The following is a 24089-nucleotide window of genomic DNA, read 5'->3' on the forward strand; positions in this document are numbered from 1 at the left end:
AACAGTCACGGTTCTTGTCAATACCAGGGAGAGATCATGCCTGACATCAGAATTTTGAAAGCCGGGGAAAAGGGGCTGGTTGTCGACTTTGGCGATGTGATCGATCCCGGAATCAATGGCAGTGTCCATCGTCTGGCCCACGCCATAGCCACACATCTGCCGGGTGACATACTCGAAGTCATCCCGACCTACCGTTCTCTGATGGTCTATTTTGACCCGCTGCAGATCACACGGGACGCGATCAGCGCCAAGATCAGAACTCTTCTGCACTCTGCCGCCGAAAGCGGCAGCACAGACGACCGGGCAACGGTGGTCAACATCCCGGTCTGCTACGGCGCGGAATTCGGCCCGGACCTGGAATTCGTTGCCGAACATAACAAGCTCACGACCGGGGAGGTCATCGCTATCCATACCTCCCGACCGTATCAGGTCTACATGCTCGGATTTACGCCCGGCTTCCCCTATCTGGGTGGTATGTCGGACCGGATTGCCGCCCCGCGGCTGGCTCAGCCACGGGTGGAGATTCCGGCCGGTTCGGTCGGCATAGCCGGCAGCCAGACCGGCATCTATCCCATCGAGAGCCCGGGTGGCTGGCAGTTGATCGGCCGCACGCCGCTGCAGGTGTTCAACCCCGCTTCGACCAACCCTTTTCTCTTTGCAGCCGGCAACTATCTGCAGTTCACCGCAATTGCAGCCGACGCCTTTGCAGATATTCTTCACCAGGTCAAAGCGGGCTGCTATACACCTCAGACCAGCACCATCGCACGAGGGGAGATCGCCGCATGTGTACCGTAATCAAACCAGGCATGCTGACAACGATCCAGGACCAGGGGCGTAGCGGCTTTCGGGCATACGGCATGCCGGTATCCGGGGTCATGGACCGCTACGCCGCAACCATGGCCAACATCCTGGCCAACAACCCGGCTGGCGCAGCTGTGCTGGAGATGACCATGCTGGGCGGGACATTCCACTTTCCCAATGAAGCCTATCTGGCCGTTTGCGGCGCAGACATGCAGGGCACCCTGAACGGCCGCAGGATCAAAAACTGGTCGGCCTTTTATGTCCCTGCCAACAGCGAACTGGTCTTTGACTACGCCGTCAGCGGCTGCCGGACGTATCTTGCATTTTATGGCGGAATTGCCGAGCCGGAAGTCCTGGGCAGCCGCTCCACCTACACCCGCGCCGCCATCGGCGGGCTTGAGGGGCGGGCGCTGCAGGCAGAAGATGTTATCCAGATCGCCAAAGGGGACGCCATGCCCTTTGCCCTGCACGAACTGTCCTACCATCACCTGCCCAAATATACCAACGAGGTCCGCGTGCGGGTCATCCCCGGACCCCAGGACGACCTGTTCACGGCAGATGGTGTCCGGACACTGTTCAGCGAAAGCTTTACGGTTTCCGCCCGCAACGACCGCATGGGCATCCTGCTGGAAGGGCCGATTGTACAGCATGTCAACGGAGCGGATATCATTTCCGATGCCCTCTGTGCCGGTGCAATCCAGGTCCCGGGAGACGGCCATCCGATCATCATGATGGCGGACTGCCAGACCACCGGCGGCTACGCCAAGATCGGATTCGTGATCAGCCCGGACCTGTCGAAACTGGCCCAGGCCAAGGCCGGCGATACGGTGACCTTTGTGGAGTGTACCGACGCGGAGGCCATGGCAGCGTTGGCAGCCGAGAAGCTGAGCTATGAGAAGGCGGCAATCCGTTAATACTGTTTTTTGCAAACTAATTATCAGCATTGTCCGGTTTGGTTTATGCAGTTGCCATAAAAGTCCCCCCTCCCCTTGCGGGAGGGGGTTAGGGGGTGGGGGAATTTGACACATTTGATGCTGCCGGCAGCTTCACCCACCCCTCAATCCCCTCCCGTCACCAGAAGTAGGTGCCTCTAGGCAAGGGAGGGGAGGCTAAATGCAAAAAACTAACCGGAAGTCGCAGACTATTATTATGATATCGAGGGGAATATGACCATGCAGATCGATTTGAATTGCGACATGGGCGAAGGCTTTGGGGTCTATACCATCGGCAGCGACGAACAGGTCATGCCGTTCATCACCTCGGCCAATATCGCCTGCGGATTCCATGCAGCAGACCCGGGTACGATCTGGAAAACCGTCAAAATGGCCAAGGCCCACGGCGTCGCCATCGGGGCCCACCCCTCCTATCCCGATCTGGTCGGTTTCGGGCGCCGTCCCATGGAGGCCTCGGCCGATGAGGTCACGGCGGATGTACTCTACCAGATCGGCGCCCTGTCGGCCTTCTGCCGGCGTGAAGGGGTCAGGCTGCAGCACGTCAAGCCGCATGGCGCGCTCTACAACACGGGCGCCGTAAACAGCACCATCGCCCGGGCCATTGCCGAGGCGATCAAAGCGGTGGACCCCGAGCTGTACATGGTCTGCCTGAGCAACTCCGAGATGGTAACGGCGGCCCGGACAGCAGGCATCCGCTACGTGGAAGAGGTCTTCGCCGACCGGGCCTACACCCGGGAAGGCAAACTGGTGCCGCGCACCCAGGCGGGTGCAGTCATCCATGACCCGGCCGTGGCCGCGGAGCGGGTCCTGGCCATGGTCCGGGACCGCTGTGTAATAGCCATCGACGGCACGCCAGTTCCGCTCACGGCCCAGACGATCTGCGTCCATGGCGATACCGCCGAAGCGATCGAGATGATCAGGGTTATCAGGTGCAGGCTTGAGCAGGAGCAAGTTGAGCTGAGGGCGTTTAGTGCATAACTCGCAATTTTAGTTTGATAGTATTTTAAGTTCCCTCTCCTTTAGGCCCCTTGGGTCCTCTGGGAGAGGGTCAGGGTGAGGGAAAATAGAGAAATGGCCACCATTGCCACCCTCATCCGGCCTGCGGCCACCTTCTCCCAGAGGGAGAAGGATTCTCATAAGCATGCAAAAGAGGTCCGATATGACGATCGAAAACAAACTCCGCCTGCTGCAGTCAAAGAATGACGAAGCCGAACTGGGCGGCGGACAGGACAGAATCGAGAAGCATCACAAGTCCGGACGACTGACCGCGCGCGAGCGGATCGCCATCCTGCTGGACGAGGGGAGTTTTAACGAGATCGACAAGTTCGTCGTGCACCGCTGCCACAACTTCGGCATGGAGGCGCAGAAGTTCGCCGGTGACGGCGTCGTGACCGGCTACGGCACCATCGAAGGGCGCCTGACCTATGTGTTTGCCCAGGATTTTACCGTATTCGGCGGATCGCTCTCCAAATCCTATGCCGAGAAGATCGTCAAGATCATGGACATGGCCATCAAGAACGGTGCGCCGGTGATCGGGCTGAACGATTCCGGCGGGGCCCGCATTCAGGAGGGGGTCGATTCCCTGGCCGGATACGCGGACATCTTCCTGCGCAACGTCACCTCCTCCGGTGTGATCCCGCAGCTGTCAGCCATCATGGGGCCCTGCGCCGGCGGCGCGGTCTACTCTCCGGCCATCACCGATTTCATCTTCATGGTCAAGGACACCTCCTACATGTTCATCACCGGGCCGGACGTGATCAAGACCGTGACCCACGAAGAGGTCACCAAGGAGGAACTGGGCGGCGCCATGACCCACAACAGCCGGTCCGGCTGCGCCCATTTCGCCTGTTCCGACGACGAAGAGTGTCTGCTGATGCTGCGCGAACTGTTTTCCTTCATCCCGCTCAACAACATGGAAGACCCGCCCCTGGCCCCCTGCGACGACGACATCAACCGCTGCGAGGCATCCCTGCGCACCATTATCCCGGATGACCCGAACGTGCCCTACGACATCAAGGACGTCATCAAGGCAGTGGTGGACAACAACTATTTCTTCGAGGTCCAGGAACACTACGCCCGCAATCTGGTGATCGGTTTTGCCCGGCTGAACGGCCGACCGGTGGGTATCGTGGCCAACCAGCCGATCTTCCTGGCCGGCGCCCTGGACGTGGATTCCTCCCTCAAGGGTGCCCGCTTCACCCGTTTCTGCGACAGCTTCAACATCCCCCTGATCATCTTCGAGGATGTGCCGGGCTTCATGCCGGGCGTGGGACAGGAACTGGGCGGCATCATCAAGCATGGCGCCAAGCTGCTCTACGCCATGGCCGAGGCCACGGTGCCCAAGATCACCGTCATCACCCGCAAGGCCTACGGCGGCGCCTACTGCGTCATGAACTCGAAACATATCCGCGGCGACTACAGCATGGCCTTTCCGACCGCGGAAATCGCGGTCATGGGGCCGGAGGGCGCGGTCAACATCATCCATCGTGCCGAGATGGGCGCGTCCGCCAATCCGGAGGAGACCAGGAAGGCGCTGGTTGATGATTACCGCAGCAAGTTTGCCAACCCGTACAATGCCGCGGAACTGGGCTACATCGACGAGGTCATCGATCCAACCCGCACCCGCCCCAAACTGATCAGCGTGCTGGAGATGTGCAAGAACAAGCGCGACAGCAACCCACCGCGCAAGCACGGCAATATTCCGCTGTAGCAGACCAGTTCCTCCCCCTTCGCTTAGAAGCGCCTACTTTTGGCAAGGGGGAGGTCAGGAGGGGGATGGGTGTTGTGGCGCAGGATTCACCCCATCCCCACCCCAACCCTCCCCTTGAAGGGGAGGGAGTTTTGTTTCCCAAGGAGTAGTTCTCATGGACGCTGACAAGCTCTTTCGAAAAATCCTGGTTGCCAATCGCGGTGAAATCGCCGTGCGGATCATCCGCGCCTGCAAAGAGCTGCAGATCCCCACCGTGGCGGTCTACTCCGAAGCGGACCGCGCCGCCCTGCACGTGAGATTGGCCGAAGAAGCCTGCTGTATCGGCCCGGCACCGGCCAGCCGTTCCTACCTGAGGGGCGATACGATCATTGCTGCGGCCAGAAAAACCGGCTGCGACGCCATCCACCCCGGATACGGTTTCCTTTCCGAACAGGCCGAGTTTGCCGAATTGTGTGCGGCGGAAGGGATCACCTTTATCGGCGCCAATCCCCTTGCCATCCGGACCATGGGCGACAAAACCAAGGCCCGCGCCATAGCAGCCGATTGCGGTGTGCCGCTGCTGACCGGCATGCAGGCGGAGCTGATTGATGAGCAGCAGGCGCAGTGGGCCGAAAGAATCGGCTATCCGCTGATGGTCAAGGCGGTCCATGGCTGCGGCGGCAAAGGGATGCGCACGGTCCGGCACCCCGAGGAACTGGCGAAGATGGTGCGGGCCGCCCGCTCCGAATCGTTCAATTCCTTCGGCAGCCGGGCGGTCTACCTGGAGCGCTGCCTGGAAAAGCCCCGCCACATCGAAGTCCAGATCCTGGGCGACAGGCAGGGGCAGATCATCCACTTCATGGAGCGGGAATGCTCCATCCAGCTGCGCAACCAGAAGATGATCGAAGAGGCCCCCTCGCCTTTTGTGGACGACGCATTGCGCCGACAGCTGACTGAAGCGGCCATCCGTATCGCCCGGGCGGTGAGCTACGATTCGGCCGGAACCGTTGAGTTCCTGGTCGATGCGACCACCAGGGAATTCTTTTTCCTGGAAATGAATACCCGTCTGGCAATCGAGCACCCGATCACCGAGGCGATTACCGGCAGCGACCTGTGCAAGGAGATGATCCGGGTGGCCGCCGGACAGCCGCTGGCCTTTCGCCAGGAGGATATCTCCATCCGCGGCCACGCCATCGAATGTCATATCCATGCCGAGGACCCGGACAACAATTTCTTCCCCGGTGCGGGACGGATCGTCAGCCTGCGCACACCGGGCGGTCCGGGCGTGCGGGATGATTCCGGCATATACGAAGGCTTCGATGTCCCGGTCTACTACGACCCGCACCTGGCTAAACTGGTGATCTGGGCCGGCACCCGGGAACGCTGCATCAGCCGCACCCGGCGGGCGCTGTCCGAGTATTTCGTCAAAGGGATCAAGACCACCATCCCCTTCTGCGAACGGGTCATGCAGAATGGGCACTTCATGGCCGGCGACTATGACACGAACTTTATCGCCACGACCTTTGTCAAGGAAGAGGCCGCCCGGGAAAAACCCAACCAGGACGTGGCCCTGCTGGCGGTTGCCATTAAGGCCTTCCGCAGCGACCAGACCCGCGCCCGCACCAAAGCGGCTGTCTCGGACACGACCCTGCTGGCGGCCGAATCAGGCTGGAAGATGAGCGGCCGGATAAAACGCTGATGGTTCACCACACCACGGAGGATTGATTCCCAATGGCATACATCGTTACCTGTAAGGGCGAAGAGCGAAATATCAAGGTTGAAGAGTGCGGTTCCGGGCTGTACAAGGTTCTGCTGGGCAACACGGAATACCTGGTGGATTATTTTGAACCCAGGAACAACCTGCTGTCACTGATCATCGACGGCACATCCTTTGAGGTGGATATCGACAGTTGCGAATCCAGCGAGCGCTACGATGTGCATATCCAGGGGGATCATTTTGAACTGGAAGTGGTGGAGGAGAAAAAGAAGAAGCTGGCCAAGAAGCTGTCAGCCGGGCTGAGCGGCCGTCAAGAAATCAAATCCCCCATGTCGGGCAATATCTGGAAGATCATGGTCAAGGAAGGTGATCAGGTTGAGTCCGGCCAGGTGCTCCTGATCCTGGAGGCCATGAAGATGATGAATGAGATCAAGGCGACCGTGGCCGGAACCATCGGCTCGTTACGTGCCACAGAGGGTGTCCCGGTGGCAGCCAACGATCTCCTCTGCATCATCGAGCCGCCTGAGTAGCGCCTGCGGGCGCCTCACTCCTTGCAACAAAAACTTTGTGAAATCAGGGGCAACCATGTAACATGCCGGCCGCCGGGACAGAACAGTTCGCACTGAGATGCTGGGCCGGCCACTCCCTACGTCTGCAGGAGATTTTATGCCTATTCATAAAAACAGTCCATCCGGCGGTCATACGCCCCTATCTTCTCCTGATTCCGAAGACGGCCTGCGCATCGTGACCTCTGCCCACCTGGCTGCCTCCTATCCCGAGTCGTCTGAATTCGAATTCGGGCTGATCATCGCCTACCACGCCTTTGAGCGCTGGATGGTCCGCTGCATGAATGCGGCCGGGGCAAAGGACATGGCGCCGTTGGACATCCTGATCCTGCATCACATCAATCACCGCGCCAAGCAGAAACGACTGGCAGACATCTGCTTCATCCTGAACATCGAGGATACCCACCTGGCCTCTTACTCGATCAAAAAGCTCACTGCGGCAAGCCTGGTCAGCGGGACCAAGAAGGGCAAGGAAATGTATTATGCCACCACCCCCAAAGGTACTGAGCTCTGCAATCGCTACAAGACTGTACGTGACACATGCCTAATTGAAAGCCTGACAAAGAGCGAAGACGAAGCCAAGACACTGGCCGGCATCGCCAAGTTTTTACGTAACATTTCCGGCAGTTATGACCAGGCGGCCCGGGCCGCATCCTCGTTTGACCTTACACAGACGTGATGGTTTGTGACACCGCGCCTTTCTATTTCACATCCCCGTTCCTGATCCCATCCGGCCGCCAGCTTGGCGGTATCACATGACTCCCGGCCTTTTTTTTCCAGGCGATAAATCGCCAAAAACAACCGCCAAACTGTCAAAGCGAACTGCGGTTGTTGCCGATTACGATGATCAGTTCAGGGTAGCAGCGTTTGGCCGCCCTCACCGTATGCAGCTTTTAACGACACATCATGCCGTTGCCAGCGTTGGAGTCAGCAGATTTCTTAATTTTGCCAATGTCCGTTCTTCTATCTGGCGTATCCGCTCTCGTGAAGCGATATCCTGATGCGTGGCCGGATCATCACTGGTAATCATATGCTCCACACTATACCTTTCCTTTTCATTCAACCCTTGCAGAGCATGAGCAACTATTTTTTCAACTTATGTTCTTGTTGAGAGTTGCCCGGCATTTCTTCCTGGTTCATCCGGTCATCATCAATCGTTTCAAGAGCATAATTAGCACACTACTGCACTGACTGCTAAAAACACAGTAAATGACGCCATCTTTTTTAAGACATTTTCCGATTAAACATAATAATATCGGAGTATTACCTGCGATATTTTTTTTGCGCTTCCTCTTGATTTTTTTGAAATTGACATTATATTTGTGTTAGAAACTTATAACAGAAAGGAGGTAATCCTCATGGCAACCTGGGACGTATTCAAAGAACTGGACACTCTGAGAAGGGAAATTGATGAGGTGTTTCGTGGTGCAGGTTATAACAGGCCGTTTGGCTCAACATTCCTTTCGCCGGTAACAACCCGTCGTTTTCCGCTGGTCAACTTTAGCGAGGATGAAGGGCGCGTTTACATCGAGGCTCTGGTACCCGGCGTTGATCCGAAGGATGTCGATCTGTCCGTACTGCGGAATACTGTCACCATCAGCGGAGAGCGCAAACCGTTTGTCGAAAAAGAAGGCCAGATCGTGCACCGCTCCGAACTCGGCTCAGGCAAGTTCTCCCGCACGCTGGAACTACCGGTAGACATTGATCCGGAAAAGATCACGGCCCAATGCAACAACGGTATCATGCAGATCACTCTGGCCAAGGCCGAACATGCCAAGCCGAAAAAAATCGATATCAAACTTTCGTAAAACGTACATGTCCATTCAGAAGGGAGGTAATGATCATGGAAACTAACAGCATGACGGAAAAAAATGACGAACGAAATGTGCAGACCCGTGAAGAGACGCGGTCGAACGAAAAATATATCCGCCCGGCGGTGAACATTATCGAAACTGAAGAAGGGCTGGTTTTGACCGCCGACATTCCGGGTGCCGCGAAGGAGACACTCGATGTCAACGTGGAAAAGGGCATCCTGACCATCAGTGCTCCGGCACAGCATGCCATGCCGGGCACCTCGGCTTACCGTGAATTCGAGCTGGCCAACTACTACCGCCAGTTCTCGATACCTGAGAGCCTTGACCATGAAAAGGCCCATGCTGATTATGCGAATGGCATTCTGACGCTACGTGTTCCGAAGGCGGAAGCCGCCAAACCGAAACGGATCGCCGTACAGGTCGGCTGAGAGAGAAGTCTGAGCGGGAGGTGATCACAATGTCAAACCTGTTGCCCGAGAAATGGAGCGAGGCGCTGGAACGGGTTCATGGCAAAGTCGGCAATTTCCTGAACAGGCTGGTGCCTTGGAAGAAACCGGAACATTCACCGGAAAGAATCACAGCCGATACCCTTCCAGCATTCATGCAGTTGGGTGGTCCGCTGCTCGACATGCTTGAGACCCCTGATGAGCTGATCATCAGGGCCGAAGTGCCGGGACTGAAAAAGGAAGACTTCACGGTCGAGCTTGTCGGCAGGCGGTTTACAATACACGGTGAAAAGAAAGTCGTACGGGAACAGAAAGGAGGTGACGGGTGCCTCATTTCAGAATGCCGGTACGGCAGCTTCGCACGGACTCTCCAGTTGCCATACGAGATAGATGAGAAGACGATTGCGGCGGACCTCAAACACGGGGTCTTGACTGTCCGGCTCCCCAAACCGGAAAAGGGACGGCACGCCCGCTACCGGGTACCGGTCTCGTGAACCAGCAGTGCTGTACCGAGGGCCGCTTGATGCGGCCCTCACTTCTTCTTTGAAAATTTTCTCTTTATTCTTTCTTGCCAGGACGGAGGGAGGATCGATGAAAAAATAGCCGAGTCAATCCTGTAAAAATTGTTCATGACCATTTTACCGAGCTTTATGGAAAATATACAGCAACCACCGACCCTCAGAAAAAGAGCCTGTTGGATAAGAGGCTCCGTAACCTTACATCAGTACTGCAGTTTCTGGCATCAAATCAGAATTGATCAGCGGATATTGGTGATTACGCATAGTTCAAACGCTGAAAACGCACCTAAAGGAGATTTGTATGCATTACTTCATAAAAGACAGAGTGTTGCATCGTTTCCCCGTGCCAAAGCGCTGCGGCGTGCAACATCAACACGAAACACTGAGAGACACCATCCCGCACAATGTTGAACAGTGCATCTATTGCATGCGCAGATGGCCGGGTGATAACCAATAACAGGTTAAATTCTTTCAGGCGAGAGTGATACCATGGCAACTTTTCAGGATTATTACTCAATCCTTGGAGTAGGCAAAACAGCGACCCAGGAAGATATTCAGCGGGCGTACCGCAAACTGGCCCGCAAATACCACCCTGACATCAACAAGGCCGGCGATGCCGAGGAAAAGTTTAAACAGATCAATGAAGCCTACGAGGTGCTGGGTGACCTGGAAAAAAGGGCCAAGTATGATCAACTCGGCAACGGTTGGGATGGACAGTTCTCTCATCAGAGTTATCAGGGTGGTGACAACGCCCATTTCCATTTCACCAATGCCGATCCGGGCCAGTTCAGTGACTTTTTCCAGAACCTTTTCGGCGGTGGCGGTTGGAATTTTTCTGGTGAAACCGAGTTTCGTGGTGGTGGCGTCAGGCGCAGTCGGGGGCGCGACCACGAGACAGCAATCAACATCACATTGGCCGATGCCTATCATGGCGCGAAGAAGAGCGTCGAACTGGAACGGGTCGAACAGGGGAGCAACGGCAGACCGACAAGAACCCGCCGAAGCTACGATGTCAACATTCCCCAAGGGGTGACAGACGGCTCGTTGATCCGCCTGGTTGGCCAAGGCGGCAGCGGCAGCGGCGGTGGGGAAGCCGGCGACCTGTTCCTGCAAGTCAAAATACTCCCTGACAGCCGTTTCACCCTGGACGGACACGATCTGACCACCACGGTAGACCTAGCGCCATGGGAGGCGGCTCTGGGTGCAAAAGTACTGGTACCAACGGTCGATGGCCGTATCAACCTTGCCGTACCCGCCGGCACCCAAAGCGGCCAGAGCTTGCGGGTACGAGGTAAGGGGATGCCTGTAACTCCGGGCCGATACGGCGACCTGCTGGTTAATATCCGTATCGTTGTGCCGCAGCATCTCACCGCCAGAGAGCGGCACCTCTTCGAAGAACTGGCAAAAGAATCACGATTTGATCCGAGAAAGTGACAAAAGGAACCGTCATGACTGCGCAACAGTATGAAATCATCATTAGCAGAAAACATGAACTGGTCTCCGTTTCGGGGATCACCATCCATGAACTGAGCAGGCTGTGCGAGTGCCACCTGTCGGTGGCGAAACGGCTTCTTGCGATCGGACTCATCGAACCGCTCTCAGCAGGCGAAACCCCTCTGTTCGCCCGGAGCGCAGTCATCAGGACCCGCAAGGCGTTGCGCCTGAAACGGGACTTGCGGCTCAATTTCGATGCCGTGGCCCTGGTGATGGAATTATTGGACCGTATCGATGACCTGGAGCGAAGATTCTGAATGAGTACTATTATCGACCGTATAGGCGAAGATGAGTTTGTTATGTTATTGCCTGAACAAGGTAAAAACAATTTGCATATCAAAAAAATCTAACTAATCGTACTATAGGGCATCATATCCATTTTTCTGGAAGGAATGTGCAATGCCCCAAACTATTGATGAACTTATACGACGGATCAAGGAACTGCAGGAAGAACTCGAAGTAGAGTTCAAGAAGAAGCGCGACGAGTTCGAGTTCATCATTGAGAAAAAGCGGGTTCGCTTTGCCGAAGAGGTGATACGGCAGCAACGCCGTCTGAAAATCGGCTGGTTCCGCTACCTGGTCAAGGCCAGACCGTTCAATGTGCTGACAGCTCCGGTCATCTACGCCGGGTTCATCCCATTCATCATGCTGGATTTTTTTCTCTGGATTTATCAGTCAATCTGTTTTCCGATCTATGGCATCCCCAAGGCGAAGCGCTCAGAGTACCTGATCTTCGACCGGGAGGATCTCCCGTACCTAAACTTCATCGAGAAGTTCAACTGCTTCTACTGCTCCTACGGCAACGGCCTGATGGCCTATGGCCGGGAGATCGCTGCCCGGACCGAGCAATACTGGTGCCCGATCAAGCACGCCCGCCGGATCAAGACGGCACACGACCGCTATCCCCGCTTCTTTGAATATGGAGACGCCGAAAGTTACCAGAAAGGGCTGGAACGTCTGCGGCGGCAGTATCCACTGGAGGAGGTGCACGAGAAGAGGTAAACTGACGTGGTTACGGCAAGCTACATGATTTCATGCCCATCATGTGGCCAGGCAATCACATCCTGGCAGGCAAGGAAGGAAAACCTCTCACTACTCCATATTGATGTTCTTTATTCCATCCGGTCGCCAGGAAGGCGGGATGACATGGTTTCCCGCATACTCTTTTCCCGGCAGCAACGTTCCCAAGGTCACAACTCGCGACCCGAAGCGCTCATTTATAGTATCCATGGCCTGAGTTGCAAACAGCTTCTTGCGCTCATCTTCGAACAGCGGCAGTTGCTCCGCCTGGTGTTTCAGGTTGCTCAGGGTCACTCCCAGAAGCCTGACCGGCTGTTCCAGTTCAACGGTGTCAAGAATGCCAAGGGCAGCCCGGTAGATCTCATCGCTGAGGTTGATGTAGTTTTTCAATGTCGTCTGTTTTCCCCATGAGGAAAAGAAATCTGCATAGCGCACGTAAAGGTGGATGGTCTTGCCGCTGACATTGTAGCGTCTGGCCCGGCTGCCGACCATATCACTGAGCTGGAGCAGAAACCGGCGAATCTCCACCGGGTCATCTATGTCACGCTCCAGCGTACTGGAGTGTCCTACACTCTTAACGTCTCCTTCTTCAGCGAACTGGACTACCGGCGAGTTGTCTATGCCTTGCCCCATCTGCTTCAAGCGCCTGCCTATTATACCGAACTTACGTGTCAGCCGGGCCTCGTCACAGCGCCCTAACTCCCCGCAGGTGTAGATCGACATCATATTGATCTGCCGTTGCATCCGCTTGCCGATGCCGCAGAGTTCATTGATCGGCATGCGCTCAAGAATGCGGGAGACATCCTCCGGTTTGATAACGGTCAGGCCGTCCGGTTTCTGCATGTCACTGGCCAGCTTGGCCAGGAGCTTGTTGGGAGCGATGCCGATGGAGCAGGTAATACCGAAGCTGTGTCTAATACGGGCCTTGATTTGATAGGCGATGTTTTCCGCGCAGCCGAAGATAGAGAGAGAATGGGTGACGTCCAGCCAGGATTCGTCGATGCTGAAGGCCTCGACCTCCGGTGTGTAATCGCGGAAGATTTCGTTGATTTTGCTGGAGGTGTGAGTGTACTTCCCGTTGTCGCCGATAACAATGATCAGTTCCGGGCAGCAGCGCTTGCCTTCCCAGACCGCCATACCGGTCTTGACCCCTTTGGCCCTGGCTTCATAGGAACTGGTGGTGATGACCGTTCGCCCGCCCCCGCCGACCACGGCGATCGGCTTGCCGCGTAACTCTGGGTTGGCAGCTTGCTCGACCGAGGCAAAAAAGGCGTTCATATCGATATGGAGAATGGTTCTATGGTTCATGGCCGTTCCGATTTGAGTGCATTCAGGGTCCAGGTCTGGTCGCGGGTATTGTAGACCAGTTCATAGAGTGCTTCACCATCCGATACGGCGTAATGCAAACGGGGAACATCTCCGACCCGATCCTGCCAGAAATAGGTTGTCTCCTTGACTTCGTGCTTGCGCCGGTTCAGCTCGAACCACTTGGGGGTGACCTTGCCGCCGGGGGAGAATATGGCAGCTACACGCAGAGGAATTCTGCTCGAAGACACGACCTACTCCACGCTGCGGAACAGGCCAACCATCTTGCCGATGATCGTTACCTCGCCCTGACCGGGCAGAATGACCATCGGCGCGTAATGAGGGTTGGCCGGCTGGAGCAGAATGCGGTCCCGCTCCCGGAAGAACTGCTTGAGGGTGGCGTCGCCATCCACCATGACCGCCACGATTTCGCCGTTGTCGGCCACCAGCTGGGGGCGGATCAGGACGTTATCGCCGGGCAGGATACCCTTGTTGATCATCGAATCCCCCTCCACCCGAAGGAAATAGCAGCCATCCCCCTTGACCAGAGCGCTGTCCACGTTCAGGTAACCGGTGATGTCTTCAATGGCAGGCTGCAGCATACCGGCCCGTATCCTGCCGACAATCGGCAGCGAGACGGCTGTAGAAGATGGCCGCGTCAGAACGATGCCACGGGAACTCCCCTCCCGGCGACGGAGATAGCCCTTCTTCACCAGGGCATCCACGTGACTTATGGCCGTAACGGTTCCGGCAGTGCCGATATGGGCGGATATCTCCCGCAAGGTGGGAGGACAGCCGTTGGCTGCCAGGTACTCTGTGATAAACTCATAGACCTGCTGTTGACGGCTTGTAAGTGCCTGCATAATGGAGTCACCTGTCAAATAGTATATATACCAAATGATAGGTGATGATAGTGGATTGTGTCAAGAGGGAAGAATGATCGTGCAAATCTACGCAATACACAACGGGCTGCATCAGCTGGATTACCGCATAGTTGCTGCTCACTACCATTTAGTAAATTACGGAACCATGCATGGGGTTAAGATCATTGCAAAAATAACTCAAAAGCATCAAAATATCATTAACAAATAGGCATATTCTGAGCCGGTAGTTACTTCACTGAATTAGTAAAAAGTTACTATACAAAATGAGCTTGGGGAACTCCACTCCCCAGCCTCCATGGTCAACAAAAGCTAAGTTTATTGAAGAATGGGGGAAACCAGACCAGATTGAACATGCCAATGGAGATGAAATATGGAGATATAAGTCTAAACTCTGGTGTGGACCGATCCCAATATTAGTTGTGCCTGTGCCATTGATGCTACCATTGTGTGACGGCTTTGCTAATATTACTTTTCGTAATGATACTGCTATAAGCTTGGATATAAAGAGAATTGTTATGGCAGGAGGAGCAGGAGTAATAATACCTGGTGGTGGTGCAGGAGGTGCGTCTGGAGGCTCTGAAGAGGCATGTCGCAATCCAATAATAATTCCTCTAAGTCAAAAGATTCTCCAGGGAAAAACCGCTAGATTAGCTTTAAAATTGTCAGATAATATTAATGTAAACGATTCATCATATAGCGATGTTGTCACAAAAACAAAAGAGTTATTGTTATCGAGACTTGTTGATGAGGGTGTATTTAATGTTGTTTCAGATAATATCATTGATCCTGATTACAATATATTAGTAACAATTGAGCATATAAGGCTACCGCACAATTTTCTTGGTTTAACATCAAGACCGGTTATTGTTGTATCTGCCGTAATTACAAAGAATAATATCGAGATAGGTAATTTTGAGGTGTCAATTAATAATAGAAAGCATGACGTAATTGTAGATACTTCAAATATGAATATTTTACTTTATTCAGCAGTTACAAAAATTATTGAAACCCTTAAGAAACCAAATTAACATAAAATGTAGTTTATTTTACCTTCTCAGCATTAGATTTTTTATGCATTAAAGGACCAAGCGCAATTTCAACAGCATTATTAATTTGGCCATCATTTATAAACACTTGATCTTTAGGAATAGGAGTAAAACCATCGATTGTGTATTTTGATAGTAGTTGAATTCCACCAGCATTCATATATATCAGGTTCCCATTCAGATCCCATATCTTTATCAGCAATGAGCTGACCGGTACAGTACCTGACGATAATATTCCCGTCATAACCTCTAATGTCTTTCTGCCTGTTGATTTTAAATCTTCTGAAACTCCATCCCATTTTACAGACCATCCAGACCATTTAACACTTCTGTAATAAATTGAGGCAGAAAGAATTGCATCTACATTATATTTTTCATGCAATTCTTTACAGATGCGGCTCCATACAATATCGGCTTTAGTTCTGTCCATCTTTCCAGTGTTAGGATCAAATAGTCCTCCAACGCTTTCTTTGTTGAGTCTCCAAACGTCTTCAGATTCCTTCGATGAAACGATATTATATCCGCCTTCACGTAAACTATTTTCAATAAGCAATTTAAATTTATCATCTAATTGTTTTACATATTCAGATGCTTTTGGTGAATCAGGTGCAATCACCACATTGTTCATTTTACTAAAGAATTCATCTTGTGAAATTTTAAATGGATTGTATGGGTTAGGTGTTGCACAGCCTGATAATGTTACAAGCAATAATATTGTAATCACTACCTTGTAAGCACTTTGTGTCTCCATAGTGTCTAACTCCTTCTCAGGAAACTATTGAAGTTATCAATGTACATATTTAAATATTTAAAAAGCTGCTACTATCTTTATTGCAATATTTCTATCCATCTTCCTACAAAGCTCCCTTTTGTAGGCCATACGATCAACGCACGGTTATTACCATCGCTTCCTAAACGAATTGCCTTCCAGGGTTCCCCACTGAATGGTGAAACTTCGGAAATACCAACCTCAATCGGTGCAGACCAAACCCCTTCAGAAAACAATAGATAAAGAAGATGGATATGACTTCCAACCCAAATATTATTTGTATCAGCGCTCACAACTGCATGAAATCTATTGTTGCCAGCTGAAGACAACCGGGGTTCGTAAAATGCTTTAATTGTCTTTGGCAATACTTGTTTTTGTATGGAATCCATAACAAACCAACTAGAATCATTTGATTTTAGGATGAGAACACTCTCCGTTACTGGATCCATTGACAGACTATAGGAAAAGAGTCGACCAACAATATCACCAAAGCCACCGCCAACTGCTGAGTTAAACTGCTGTTTGGCATTTAAAGAAGTCATTGCAGCGGCTTCATCTATGCTATTAGTAGAACATTTTTCAAATTTGAATTTTGCCTGTCGTATTTCCGGAATACTATTAAATATAACCCTCTCAGCCTGATAGGCGACATAAATTGTTTTTTTATGTCCAGCAACAACTTGCCAATTAGTAATATCAAACTTATCATTCTGATCCAATATTGTCCACGGTGAGCAAGTAGAATCTGCTTCTGGAGCGATCACTAGTTTGTTTCCATGAGTATACCAAGGCCAAACAAGCCCCACCCCCAAGCCTCCGAACCCATACCAATCGAGACGCCCCGGGGCATCTACATCTTTGCCTTTAACAGTGAAAGCCCAAATAAGTTCATGGGCTCCTGAAACAAAACGAGGTGATAGCACTTCAATCCCATGTTTTACCCACGGGGTTTGATCTGACTTTTGCCAAATGCCATCCTGCTTTACCATATGTTCCTGATCAAGCAGAACATGTAACCGCCCTGCACGATCAAAAGAAGCGTCAATTTCATCAGGAGATATATTTCTACGAACAACTTCACGCTCGATGACTTTTTGTGAATCAACTACAATATGTTGTATCTCCTTGTTTATTGATAAAGCAATAATCACATGCCCTCGGCCTGAATTATCCACGATTATATGCGCTTTATCTCCGCCTGTTTTAGCTTTAAGGATTTCAATGACAGGACTGAGTTTAACATTCGGAGCTGGTAGCAATTTCTCTGCCACTGGAGCAGTAGCACAACCGTAACATAGCATCTGGATAAGCAATAATAATTCAATGATTGGTTTAATGGAGTTTATCATTACTTTACTCCTCCATTATCCTGAGAGACCAATTGACCACTCCCTTCGAAACTGAATTCACAGCCCACCTAACTGCAGCAGGATGATCAGTCAGGCCCTTTCCTGAGCGCATCGATGCTCCAGATGCCGCCACCCTGCGAGGCGATGAACAGGAATATGAAGCAGTACAGCGCTGCCAGTTCGCCATTGTTCTGGATCGGCAGCAGCGCCTTGGTGCCGTGCCCGATCCAGTAGGCGAAGGCCATGAGACCGCTGGCAAGAAAGGCCGCCCAACTGGTGCATAACCCGACCATGATCATGGTGCCGCCGATCAGCTCGATCGGGCCGGCAACGTAGGTGATAAATGCCGGGACCCCGGCCGGCATGGGCGTTGGAAAACCCAGCAGCTTCTGGGCGCCGTGCCAGAGAAACAGGAAACCGACGACCATCCTCATCACTGCGTAAACCTGGGAATTGTAACACGAGATACGAGGTTTCATGGCAGCACCTCCAGCTGAAACCAGGCAGAAAGCTAGCCGTAAACGTTGTTACCGCACTACGTTCCAGATTGTGCCGCAACACGCTCCTTACACTGGAGCAGCGTTCTCAACCGTTTTTATTTGTTGCCGAACAGGTCCCGGGCGCGCTTGCTGATCTCTTCCGGTGACACGTCTTCCGTATGCGTGGCCACGGACCATTTGTGCCCGAAGGGGTCGGTGACCGTGCCCATCCGGTCACCCCAGAACTGGTCCGCAACCGGCATCACCAGCGCGGCTCCGGCCGCAACGGCACGGTTCACGACCGTGTCCACATCCGCGACGTACAGCACGATCGATACGGTCGTACCGCCAATCGTCAGCGGGCCGAGCGCATTATAGTCGGGACATTCATCGCTCAGCATGATGGGTGAATCGCCGATCTTGATTTCCGCATGCATCACGTTGCCGTCCGGCGCTGCCAGCCGTGTAAGCTCCGTGGCGCCGAAGGCCTCCTTATAGAATTCAATCGCTTTGGCGGCACCCTTGATAACCAGATAGGGTGTTGCTGTATGGTAGCCGTCGGGGACCGGTTTTGTTATGGCTGTCATGGTATTGTCTCCCTTCGCTTGCATTGCCGGCATAAGCAGTTGTGCCAGCACTGCATCTCTATAAATACTTATGAGATCATTTTAGTCCGCAATTCCGGCAAATGCAAGAGGGGACCATTGACAACCGGACGTACCGCAACGAGGAGCTGTCGCCGGACAGGCTCACTCCCAGAAGATCCCGGTCGGGTCCGTGTCAACCTCGCGGAGCAGTTTTTCAAGCGTGTCCCGGTTTCGGCCGGTAGGATACGGCTGCCGCCTGTTTTTACGGTCGTACCAGTACAGCGTCCAGCTCAAGGATTCCGGGCTGTATTCAAACTGGGCGATCTTGATTTCATTCCAGATGGAGGGGTCGATGAAGAGCGGGCGGGATTCCGTCAGGGTGACCCGGTTGCCTTTGATGTCGTACTGCAGGCGCACCTGATCCGGTATACTTCTTCGTTCACACAGCTGTCCCAGCAGTGTGGCGGTTCTCTCTTGTTCTGCTTCAGGTAACGCCATGCGTCCAGGTGTCCTTTTATCCGCAAATACGGTTCAACTGCCGATACTATACGAATTCCCCCCACTAATGAAGCGAAACAAAAAGATACCGTAAATTTTCAGCCAGAGTCGGAAACAACGCGGAAGGCGTTGCACAGCGGGAATATTTTGGATAGATTCATGTATCGTTTATCGGCAGATGAGCAGAACATATACCTGTACACTTCAGCAAGTTCACCCCTGGAGAGCGACCGGCATGAAATACTCCCAGACATTCAAAGGACACGGCTACAGCTTTGCGGATCTTGGAACCGTGCTGGCCAAGGCGTCGCCGCTGCGCTCGGCGGATGAACTGGCCGGGATCGCGGCAGCATCCGAAACGGAACGGGCCGTGGCCCAATGGCTGCTGGCAGATCTGCCGCTGACGCAGTTTCTGGCAGACCCCTTAATTCCGCCGGAAACGGACGAGGTCAGCCGGCTGATTGCCGAGTCCCACGACCGGACCGCCTTTGCCCCGATCTCGTCATTCACGGTGGGTGAGTTGCGCGAATGGCTGCTGAGCGATGTCACCTCCGATGCAGACATCGAGGCGGTTCGCTGGGGATTGACGCCGGAAATGGCGGCAGCGGTCTCCAAGATCATGCGCAACCAGGACCTGATCGCAGTAGCCGGACGCTGTTCGATAACCACCCGTTTCCGCAACACCATCGGCCTGCCGGGGCGGCTCTCCACGCGGCTGCAGCCCAATCATCCCACCGACGATCCCCGCGGCATCTCCGCCAGCGTGCTGGACGGCCTGCTGTACGGCAGCGGCGACGCGGTCATCGGCATCAACCCGGCCTCCGACAGCCCGCAAAACGTGGAAACCCTGCTGCACCTGCTGGACGACATCATCCAGCACCATGAAATCCCCACCCAGTCCTGCCTGCTGACCCACATCACCACCACCCTGGAACTGATGCAGCGCGGCGCTCCGGTAGATCTGGTGTTTCAGTCCATTGCCGGAACCGAAGCGGCCAACCGGAGCTTCGGCATCAACCTGGCGCTGCTGGCCGAGGCCCGCGATACGGCCCTGGCCCTGGGGCGCGGAACCCTGGGTGATAACCTGATGTATTTCGAAACCGGCCAGGGGAGCGCCCTGTCTGCCAACGCCCATCACAACATCGATGCCCAGACCTGCGAGGCACGGGCCTATGCCGTGGCCCGCGCCTTCTCGCCGCTGCTGGTCAATACGGTGGTCGGCTTCATCGGACCGGAATACCTCTATGACGGCAAACAGATTATCCGCGCCGGGCTGGAGGATCATTTCTGCGGCAAGCTGCTGGGGCTGCCCATGGGATGCGACGTCTGCTACACCAACCACGCCGAGGCCGACCAGAACGACATGGACAACCTGTTGACCCTGCTGGCCGTGGCCGGCTGCACGTACATCATGGGTGTGCCGGGCGCCGACGACGTCATGCTGGCCTACCAGAGCAGCTCGTTCCATGATGCCCTCTATCTGCGGCGCGTGCTGGGACTGCGCCCGGCGCCGGAATTCGAGACCTGGCTGAACCGCATGGGGATTTTCAACGGGCACAATGCCCTGGGGCGGGGTGCTCAATCACCGCGACTGCTCGCGGCCGTCAATGAGCTGTCCAGGAGCATGCCATGACCGATGCGTGGATCACACTGCGCCGTTTTACCCAGGCGCGCATCGCCCTGGGGCGGGCCGGGCACGCCCTCCCGACCCGGGAGCAGCTGGAGCTCCAGCTGGCCCATGCCGGGGCGCGGGATGCGGTTCAGGTTGCCTGGGATATCGTGGGCTTTGCCGATCAGCTGGTGGCACGTGGTGAAGAGGCCATCATCCTGGAGACAGCGGTCGCCGGGCGCAGCGAGTATCTCCGGCGGCCCGACCTGGGGCGGGTTCTCAGCGCAGGAGCTCAGGAACAGTTGATAAACAGCACTGCGCTTGGAGCGGATGTAGCACTGATCGTCACCAACGGCCTCTCCTCGACCGCCATCGAACGGCACGGGATGCCGCTGCTGCAGGCGATTCGGGACGGCTACCGGGCGCATCAGATCCGTATCGCGCCGATTGCCCTGGTCGCCAACGGCCGTGTGGCACTGGCGGACGCTATCGGCAGCACGCTTGGTGCGCGGGTGGCGGTGATCATTGTCGGCGAACGCCCCGGCCTGAGTGCCGCCGACAGCCTCGGCATCTATATGACCTTTGCACCGCAACCGGGAAACTGCGACGCGCAGCGAAACTGCATCTCCAACATCCGTCCGCCGGAAGGGCTGGGCTACGCGGAAGCAGCTGCAAAGCTGCTGTACCTGACACGAGAAGCTATGAAGCGAGGAATTTCCGGGGTGGCGCTCAAGGACGAGATGGAGGACAGGAAGGCATCAAACATCAGCAGCATTTCTGCCTGAAACAGTGCGGACTTCTGAAATCAGCTTGTCAACCACATAGGGAAAGGTATCTGAGTGCAGCCGTACCTTCCGCATGAACCAGTCGTTATTGTCGTAAATGATATCCACAACATGGTGCACGGTGCCTTCATAGATACACTGCATATCCGCCTCAATCCTTCTGTATTTGGCTGCCAGCCGCAGGCAATAGACGACCGCTCCCACTGCCGCTGAAAGCACAAACGCAAACATGATACAAATGAACGTTCCTTCGGGCATCGTACACCCCCGCTCAGCACAGATCAGGATTCACCGCTGGCATTAAGAAACTGCCGTGACTGCCCAGTACCCATGGTGTGCATCTGCTTCAATAGTAGCACATTTGATGCATTATGCAGGCGCTGAAAAATGATCAGGAACAACACGGTCTACAACCTCACATGCCTGCCGATTGATCGGTATAACCTGATGCAGGCCTGTGCTATACTAGCATCAAAAGGGAGGTGTTCATCATGCTGGAGACATCTTTGACGTTGGATGGCGGCCGGGAACGGGACGATTTCTGCGACACCCGGGTATGGAGCGGGGAGTGCGAACATACGACATCTCTGATCAGCGGTGACAAGTACCTCTGCGATGTCTGCGGAACGATTCCGGGACTGGACCATGAGGTCCGCCCGGCGGCCATGCCGTATGTCAGCGGCGATTACGACAAACTGAGCTGATATGCGCTATTCACCACTTCTGACTGATCTCTACGAACTGACCATGCTGGCCGGCTACCTGGAAGAAGGTATGGCTGAAAAGACGGCTGTGTTCGATCTCTATTTCCGTTCCAACCCGTTTGAGGGTGGCTATGGAGTCTTTGCCGGCCTGGAGCCGGCACTGGAATTTCTGGAGGGCTTCCGTTTTTCAGCGGAAGAACTGGAATACCTGACCGGTCTGGGGCTGTTCAAGCCCCGTTTCATCGATTTTCTCCGAGAATTCAGATTCCGCGGCACAGTGACTGCGCCGCCGGAAGGGACACTGGTGTTTGCCAACGAGCCGCTGCTGACCGTGGAAGGAACCCTGGCAGAGGCACAGTTCGTCGAGACGGCTCTGCTGACGATCATCAACTTCCAGACCCTGGTGGCCACCAAGGCGGCCCGCATCTGCCACGCCGCCGACGGCGCCGAGGTGGTTGAATTCGGTCTGCGCAGGGCCCAGGGGCCGGATGGCGGCCTGTCGGCTTCGCGGGCGGCCTGCGTGGGAGGGTGCAAGGGCACCAGCAATGTGCTGGCCGGCAAGCTGTTCGGCCTGCCGGTGCGGGGCACCCAGGCCCACAGCTGGATTCAGGCCTTTCCTGACGAACTGGCCTCCTTCCGGGCCTATGCCGACTCCTTTCCGGACAGTACCATATTGCTGGTCGATACCTACGACACCCTGAAAAGCGGCGTCCCGCACGCCATCACGGTTGCGCGGGAACTGCGCCAACGCGGGCACGAATTGCGCGGCATCCGCATCGATTCGGGCGACCTGGCCTACCTCTCCCACGAAGCACGGCGGATGCTGGACAACGCCGGCTTCAACGGCGTCAGGATCGTCGTATCAAACGATATGGATGAATTCGTGATCGAATCGGTGCGCAGTGAAGGCGGGCGGGTGGATATCTACGGTGTCGGCACCCGGCTGGCAACCTGTGCCGGTGCAGGCGGCGGCGCGCTGGGTGGCGTCTACAAACTGGTGGAGATCGACGGAGAGCCCAGACTGAAGGTTACCGGCGATATTGCCAAGTCCACCCTGCCGGGCAAAAAACAGGTTTACAGACTAGTGGAGCCCGAAGGCGGTTTCATCCAGGATGTGGTCTGCCTGGCTGGTGAGCAGATCACCGGTGGGGAAACGGTGTATGACCCCACCAACCCCCTGCACCACACCACACTGTCGACTGAGACCCGTATAACGGAATTGCGCAGGGTGGTTATGTCAGGCGGCAGTCGCACGGTACCCGCAGAAGCGCTTGCCGCCATGGCAACTCGCTGCAAGGAAGAGCTCACGAAACTGCCGAGCGGCTGTCTGCGGCTGATCAATCCCCATCGCTACAAGGTATCAATATCGGAGGGCCTGAAAAGTCTCCGGGAAGTGCTCATAAACAGGCACGGGAAAAGCGGAGAGTAACATGCGAACAGGTGCGGCACTGCTGATTGTGGATGTCCAGAATGATTTCTGCCCGGAAGGCGCGCTTGCGGTTCCGGGCGGCGACCGGGTGGCTGAACCGCTGAGTCGGGCGGCCGGAAGCTTTGCAGCAGCCGGTTTGCCGGTGCTGGCGAGCCGTGACTGGCATCCGCCGCTTACCAGGCATTTCAAGGCATACGGGGGAACCTGGCCGCCGCATTGCGTACAGGAAACCATCGGGGCGGACTTCCATCCCGCTCTGCGCCTGCCGGAGGGGACGCTGGTCATCTCCAAGGGGAGCGATCCGGATTCGGATGCATATTCAGCCTTCGACGGACACAGCGCAGACGGGGCCTCCCTCGCCGAAATCCTGGCAGCGCTGCAGGTGCAGCATCTCTATGTCGGAGGACTGGCCACCGATTACTGCGTGCGTTCTTCGGTGCTGGATGCACGCAAGGCCGGCCTTAAGGTTACGCTGCTGGCAGACGCGACCGCCGGGGTGGATATCGTTGCCGGCGATTCTGCCAGGGCTCTGGAAGAGATGGCCCGCGTCGGGGCGACCTTCTGCACAACAGATGAGGCGATCGCCCGTATCGCTGACAATCTGTGACCGGCAGACTTTAACTCACT

The 24089-nt window shown here is 54.9% G+C and carries 29 protein-coding genes; 19 read left to right on the plus strand and 10 right to left on the minus strand.

The features are described from left to right. Positions 1-36 precede the first annotated feature (36 nt). The 7 genes from pxpB to ACOCF6_RS03085 all read left to right on the plus strand — a co-directional run bounded on the left by pxpB (position 37) and on the right by ACOCF6_RS03085 (position 7405). A complete protein-coding gene (gene pxpB, locus ACOCF6_RS03055) occupies positions 37-795 on the plus strand; it encodes a 5-oxoprolinase subunit PxpB (RefSeq protein ID WP_482458914.1) in 759 nt (252 codons plus the stop codon). After that, a complete protein-coding gene (locus ACOCF6_RS03060) occupies positions 783-1715 on the plus strand; it encodes a 5-oxoprolinase subunit C family protein (protein WP_482458915.1) in 933 nt (310 codons plus the stop codon). Before pxpB ends, ACOCF6_RS03060 begins: the two co-directional genes overlap by 13 nt. A 258-nt stretch (positions 1716-1973) precedes the next feature. Next, entirely contained in the window at positions 1974-2732 is a 759-nt protein-coding gene (locus tag ACOCF6_RS03065; protein WP_482458916.1) for a LamB/YcsF family protein, read from the plus strand. A 181-nt stretch (positions 2733-2913) separates the two neighbouring features. After that, complete coding sequence (locus ACOCF6_RS03070; RefSeq protein ID WP_482458917.1) at positions 2914-4464, plus strand: acyl-CoA carboxylase subunit beta; 1551 nt, start codon at positions 2914-2916, stop codon at positions 4462-4464. A gap of 154 nt (positions 4465-4618) precedes the next feature. Further along, positions 4619-6142, plus strand: a complete 1524-nt coding sequence (locus ACOCF6_RS03075; protein WP_482458918.1) for an acetyl-CoA carboxylase biotin carboxylase subunit — start codon at positions 4619-4621, stop codon at positions 6140-6142. Between the two features lie 32 nt (positions 6143-6174). Further along, on the plus strand, positions 6175-6690 hold the full coding sequence (locus tag ACOCF6_RS03080) for an acyl-CoA carboxylase biotin carboxyl carrier protein subunit (protein ID WP_482458919.1): 516 nt from the start codon (positions 6175-6177) through the stop codon (positions 6688-6690). Positions 6691-6826: 136 nt separating this feature from the next. After that, the gene (locus ACOCF6_RS03085; protein ID WP_482458920.1) at positions 6827-7405 is read left to right on the plus strand and encodes a winged helix DNA-binding protein; all 579 of its coding nucleotides are present in this window, start codon (positions 6827-6829) and stop codon (positions 7403-7405) included. Positions 7406-7630: 225 nt separating this feature from the next. Here the strand turns inward: ACOCF6_RS03085 and ACOCF6_RS03090 are convergent, their stop codons facing one another. Continuing rightward, the gene (locus ACOCF6_RS03090; protein ID WP_482463258.1) at positions 7631-7756 is read right to left on the minus strand and encodes a hypothetical protein; all 126 of its coding nucleotides are present in this window, start codon (positions 7754-7756) and stop codon (positions 7631-7633) included. Positions 7757-8084: 328 nt separating this feature from the next. Here ACOCF6_RS03090 and ACOCF6_RS03095 point away from each other — a divergent pair, with 328 nt between their 5' ends. From ACOCF6_RS03095 to ACOCF6_RS03120, 6 genes are all read left to right on the plus strand, one after another. Then, the gene (locus tag ACOCF6_RS03095; protein WP_482458921.1) at positions 8085-8534 is read left to right on the plus strand and encodes an Hsp20/alpha crystallin family protein; all 450 of its coding nucleotides are present in this window, start codon (positions 8085-8087) and stop codon (positions 8532-8534) included. A 35-nt stretch (positions 8535-8569) separates the two neighbouring features. Beyond that, the gene (locus tag ACOCF6_RS03100) at positions 8570-8968 is read left to right on the plus strand and encodes an Hsp20/alpha crystallin family protein (RefSeq protein ID WP_482458922.1); all 399 of its coding nucleotides are present in this window, start codon (positions 8570-8572) and stop codon (positions 8966-8968) included. Between the two features lie 29 nt (positions 8969-8997). After that, positions 8998-9480 (plus strand): Hsp20/alpha crystallin family protein, encoded by a 483-nt coding sequence (locus ACOCF6_RS03105; RefSeq protein ID WP_482458923.1) that lies wholly within the window; start codon positions 8998-9000, stop codon positions 9478-9480. 513 nt (positions 9481-9993) lie between these two features. Further along, on the plus strand, positions 9994-10938 hold the full coding sequence (locus ACOCF6_RS03110; RefSeq protein ID WP_482458924.1) for a DnaJ C-terminal domain-containing protein: 945 nt from the start codon (positions 9994-9996) through the stop codon (positions 10936-10938). A gap of 14 nt (positions 10939-10952) precedes the next feature. Further along, on the plus strand, positions 10953-11255 hold the full coding sequence (locus ACOCF6_RS03115) for a chaperone modulator CbpM (protein ID WP_482458925.1): 303 nt from the start codon (positions 10953-10955) through the stop codon (positions 11253-11255). A 142-nt stretch (positions 11256-11397) separates the two neighbouring features. Then, entirely contained in the window at positions 11398-12000 is a 603-nt protein-coding gene (locus ACOCF6_RS03120) for a hypothetical protein (RefSeq protein WP_482458926.1), read from the plus strand. A gap of 90 nt (positions 12001-12090) precedes the next feature. Here the strand turns inward: ACOCF6_RS03120 and dinB are convergent, their stop codons facing one another. The 3 genes from dinB to lexA are packed head-to-tail and all read right to left on the minus strand — an operon-like array spanning position 12091 to position 14186. After that, positions 12091-13326, minus strand: coding sequence for a DNA polymerase IV (gene dinB, locus ACOCF6_RS03125; RefSeq protein ID WP_482458927.1), 1236 nt, complete (start codon positions 13324-13326; stop codon positions 12091-12093). Continuing rightward, the gene (locus ACOCF6_RS03130) at positions 13323-13574 is read right to left on the minus strand and encodes a hypothetical protein (RefSeq protein ID WP_482458928.1); all 252 of its coding nucleotides are present in this window, start codon (positions 13572-13574) and stop codon (positions 13323-13325) included. Before ACOCF6_RS03130 ends, dinB begins: the two co-directional genes overlap by 4 nt. A gap of 3 nt (positions 13575-13577) precedes the next feature. Continuing rightward, positions 13578-14186: a transcriptional repressor LexA gene (lexA, locus tag ACOCF6_RS03135; protein WP_482458929.1), complete on the minus strand. Its 609-nt coding sequence runs from the start codon at positions 14184-14186 to the stop codon at positions 13578-13580. 284 nt (positions 14187-14470) lie between these two features. On the opposite strand from lexA, the gene ACOCF6_RS03140 reads away from it, so the two are divergent. Then, entirely contained in the window at positions 14471-15235 is a 765-nt protein-coding gene (locus ACOCF6_RS03140) for a hypothetical protein (protein ID WP_482458930.1), read from the plus strand. A gap of 13 nt (positions 15236-15248) precedes the next feature. Here ACOCF6_RS03140 and ACOCF6_RS03145 read toward each other — a convergent pair whose 3' ends face one another. The 5 genes from ACOCF6_RS03145 to ACOCF6_RS03165 all read right to left on the minus strand — a co-directional run bounded on the left by ACOCF6_RS03145 (position 15249) and on the right by ACOCF6_RS03165 (position 18935). Then, on the minus strand, positions 15249-16004 hold the full coding sequence (locus ACOCF6_RS03145) for a hypothetical protein (RefSeq protein WP_482458931.1): 756 nt from the start codon (positions 16002-16004) through the stop codon (positions 15249-15251). A 77-nt stretch (positions 16005-16081) separates the two neighbouring features. After that, positions 16082-17371 carry a hypothetical protein gene (locus ACOCF6_RS03150; RefSeq protein ID WP_482458932.1) on the minus strand — a complete coding sequence of 430 codons (1290 nt, stop codon included), beginning with the start codon at positions 17369-17371 and terminating at the stop codon, positions 16082-16084. Between the two features lie 86 nt (positions 17372-17457). Continuing rightward, positions 17458-17850: a DoxX family protein gene (locus ACOCF6_RS03155; protein ID WP_482458933.1), complete on the minus strand. Its 393-nt coding sequence runs from the start codon at positions 17848-17850 to the stop codon at positions 17458-17460. Positions 17851-17966: 116 nt separating this feature from the next. After that, positions 17967-18437: a VOC family protein gene (locus tag ACOCF6_RS03160; RefSeq protein ID WP_482458934.1), complete on the minus strand. Its 471-nt coding sequence runs from the start codon at positions 18435-18437 to the stop codon at positions 17967-17969. 162 nt (positions 18438-18599) lie between these two features. Then, positions 18600-18935, minus strand: coding sequence for a DUF3024 domain-containing protein (locus tag ACOCF6_RS03165; protein ID WP_482458935.1), 336 nt, complete (start codon positions 18933-18935; stop codon positions 18600-18602). A 235-nt stretch (positions 18936-19170) separates the two neighbouring features. Here ACOCF6_RS03165 and ACOCF6_RS03170 point away from each other — a divergent pair, with 235 nt between their 5' ends. Together ACOCF6_RS03170 and eutC are read left to right on the plus strand one after the other, a co-directional pair. Next, positions 19171-20568, plus strand: coding sequence for an ethanolamine ammonia-lyase subunit EutB (locus tag ACOCF6_RS03170; protein WP_482458936.1), 1398 nt, complete (start codon positions 19171-19173; stop codon positions 20566-20568). Next, complete coding sequence (eutC, locus tag ACOCF6_RS03175) at positions 20565-21329, plus strand: ethanolamine ammonia-lyase subunit EutC (protein ID WP_482458937.1); 765 nt, start codon at positions 20565-20567, stop codon at positions 21327-21329. The genes ACOCF6_RS03170 and eutC overlap by 4 nt, the downstream gene beginning before the upstream one ends. Here the strand turns inward: eutC and ACOCF6_RS03180 are convergent. Next, entirely contained in the window at positions 21303-21587 is a 285-nt protein-coding gene (locus tag ACOCF6_RS03180; protein WP_482458938.1) for a hypothetical protein, read from the minus strand. The genes eutC and ACOCF6_RS03180 overlap by 27 nt on opposite strands. Positions 21588-21820: 233 nt before the next feature. On the opposite strand from ACOCF6_RS03180, the gene ACOCF6_RS03185 reads away from it, so the two are divergent. The 3 genes from ACOCF6_RS03185 to ACOCF6_RS03195 are packed head-to-tail and all read left to right on the plus strand — an operon-like array spanning position 21821 to position 24069. Next, complete coding sequence (locus ACOCF6_RS03185; RefSeq protein WP_482458939.1) at positions 21821-22033, plus strand: hypothetical protein; 213 nt, start codon at positions 21821-21823, stop codon at positions 22031-22033. 1 nt (position 22034) lies between these two features. Beyond that, positions 22035-23462, plus strand: a complete 1428-nt coding sequence (locus ACOCF6_RS03190) for a nicotinate phosphoribosyltransferase (RefSeq protein ID WP_482458940.1) — start codon at positions 22035-22037, stop codon at positions 23460-23462. Between the two features lies 1 nt (position 23463). Next, a complete protein-coding gene (locus ACOCF6_RS03195) occupies positions 23464-24069 on the plus strand; it encodes a nicotinamidase (protein ID WP_482458941.1) in 606 nt (201 codons plus the stop codon). Positions 24070-24089 lie beyond the last annotated feature (20 nt).

Source organism: Geobacter psychrophilus (genome assembly GCF_056821595.1).

Coding starts and splice junctions, on each gene's coding strand:
- lexA (WP_482458929.1), bottom strand. CDS start 14,186: ATGCAGGCACTTACAAGCCGTCAACAGCAGGTCTATGAGTTTATCACA.
- pxpB (WP_482458914.1), top strand. CDS start 37: ATGCCTGACATCAGAATTTTGAAAGCCGGGGAAAAGGGGCTGGTTGTC.
- ACOCF6_RS03170 (WP_482458936.1), top strand. CDS start 19,171: ATGAAATACTCCCAGACATTCAAAGGACACGGCTACAGCTTTGCGGAT.
- ACOCF6_RS03060 (WP_482458915.1), top strand. CDS start 783: ATGTGTACCGTAATCAAACCAGGCATGCTGACAACGATCCAGGACCAG.
- ACOCF6_RS03160 (WP_482458934.1), bottom strand. CDS start 18,437: ATGACAGCCATAACAAAACCGGTCCCCGACGGCTACCATACAGCAACA.
- ACOCF6_RS03075 (WP_482458918.1), top strand. CDS start 4,619: ATGGACGCTGACAAGCTCTTTCGAAAAATCCTGGTTGCCAATCGCGGT.
- ACOCF6_RS03190 (WP_482458940.1), top strand. CDS start 22,035: ATGCGCTATTCACCACTTCTGACTGATCTCTACGAACTGACCATGCTG.
- ACOCF6_RS03185 (WP_482458939.1), top strand. CDS start 21,821: ATGCTGGAGACATCTTTGACGTTGGATGGCGGCCGGGAACGGGACGAT.
- ACOCF6_RS03110 (WP_482458924.1), top strand. CDS start 9,994: ATGGCAACTTTTCAGGATTATTACTCAATCCTTGGAGTAGGCAAAACA.
- ACOCF6_RS03080 (WP_482458919.1), top strand. CDS start 6,175: ATGGCATACATCGTTACCTGTAAGGGCGAAGAGCGAAATATCAAGGTT.
- dinB (WP_482458927.1), bottom strand. CDS start 13,326: ATGAACCATAGAACCATTCTCCATATCGATATGAACGCCTTTTTTGCC.
- ACOCF6_RS03085 (WP_482458920.1), top strand. CDS start 6,827: ATGCCTATTCATAAAAACAGTCCATCCGGCGGTCATACGCCCCTATCT.
- ACOCF6_RS03095 (WP_482458921.1), top strand. CDS start 8,085: ATGGCAACCTGGGACGTATTCAAAGAACTGGACACTCTGAGAAGGGAA.
- ACOCF6_RS03070 (WP_482458917.1), top strand. CDS start 2,914: ATGACGATCGAAAACAAACTCCGCCTGCTGCAGTCAAAGAATGACGAA.
- ACOCF6_RS03180 (WP_482458938.1), bottom strand. CDS start 21,587: ATGCCCGAAGGAACGTTCATTTGTATCATGTTTGCGTTTGTGCTTTCA.
- ACOCF6_RS03065 (WP_482458916.1), top strand. CDS start 1,974: ATGCAGATCGATTTGAATTGCGACATGGGCGAAGGCTTTGGGGTCTAT.
- ACOCF6_RS03115 (WP_482458925.1), top strand. CDS start 10,953: ATGACTGCGCAACAGTATGAAATCATCATTAGCAGAAAACATGAACTG.
- ACOCF6_RS03145 (WP_482458931.1), bottom strand. CDS start 16,004: ATGGAGACACAAAGTGCTTACAAGGTAGTGATTACAATATTATTGCTT.
- ACOCF6_RS03105 (WP_482458923.1), top strand. CDS start 8,998: ATGTCAAACCTGTTGCCCGAGAAATGGAGCGAGGCGCTGGAACGGGTT.
- ACOCF6_RS03150 (WP_482458932.1), bottom strand. CDS start 17,371: ATGATAAACTCCATTAAACCAATCATTGAATTATTATTGCTTATCCAG.
- ACOCF6_RS03155 (WP_482458933.1), bottom strand. CDS start 17,850: ATGAAACCTCGTATCTCGTGTTACAATTCCCAGGTTTACGCAGTGATG.
- ACOCF6_RS03195 (WP_482458941.1), top strand. CDS start 23,464: ATGCGAACAGGTGCGGCACTGCTGATTGTGGATGTCCAGAATGATTTC.
- eutC (WP_482458937.1), top strand. CDS start 20,565: ATGACCGATGCGTGGATCACACTGCGCCGTTTTACCCAGGCGCGCATC.
- ACOCF6_RS03165 (WP_482458935.1), bottom strand. CDS start 18,935: ATGGCGTTACCTGAAGCAGAACAAGAGAGAACCGCCACACTGCTGGGA.
- ACOCF6_RS03100 (WP_482458922.1), top strand. CDS start 8,570: ATGGAAACTAACAGCATGACGGAAAAAAATGACGAACGAAATGTGCAG.
- ACOCF6_RS03090 (WP_482463258.1), bottom strand. CDS start 7,756: ATGATTACCAGTGATGATCCGGCCACGCATCAGGATATCGCTTCACGA.
- ACOCF6_RS03120 (WP_482458926.1), top strand. CDS start 11,398: ATGCCCCAAACTATTGATGAACTTATACGACGGATCAAGGAACTGCAG.
- ACOCF6_RS03140 (WP_482458930.1), top strand. CDS start 14,471: ATGAGCTTGGGGAACTCCACTCCCCAGCCTCCATGGTCAACAAAAGCT.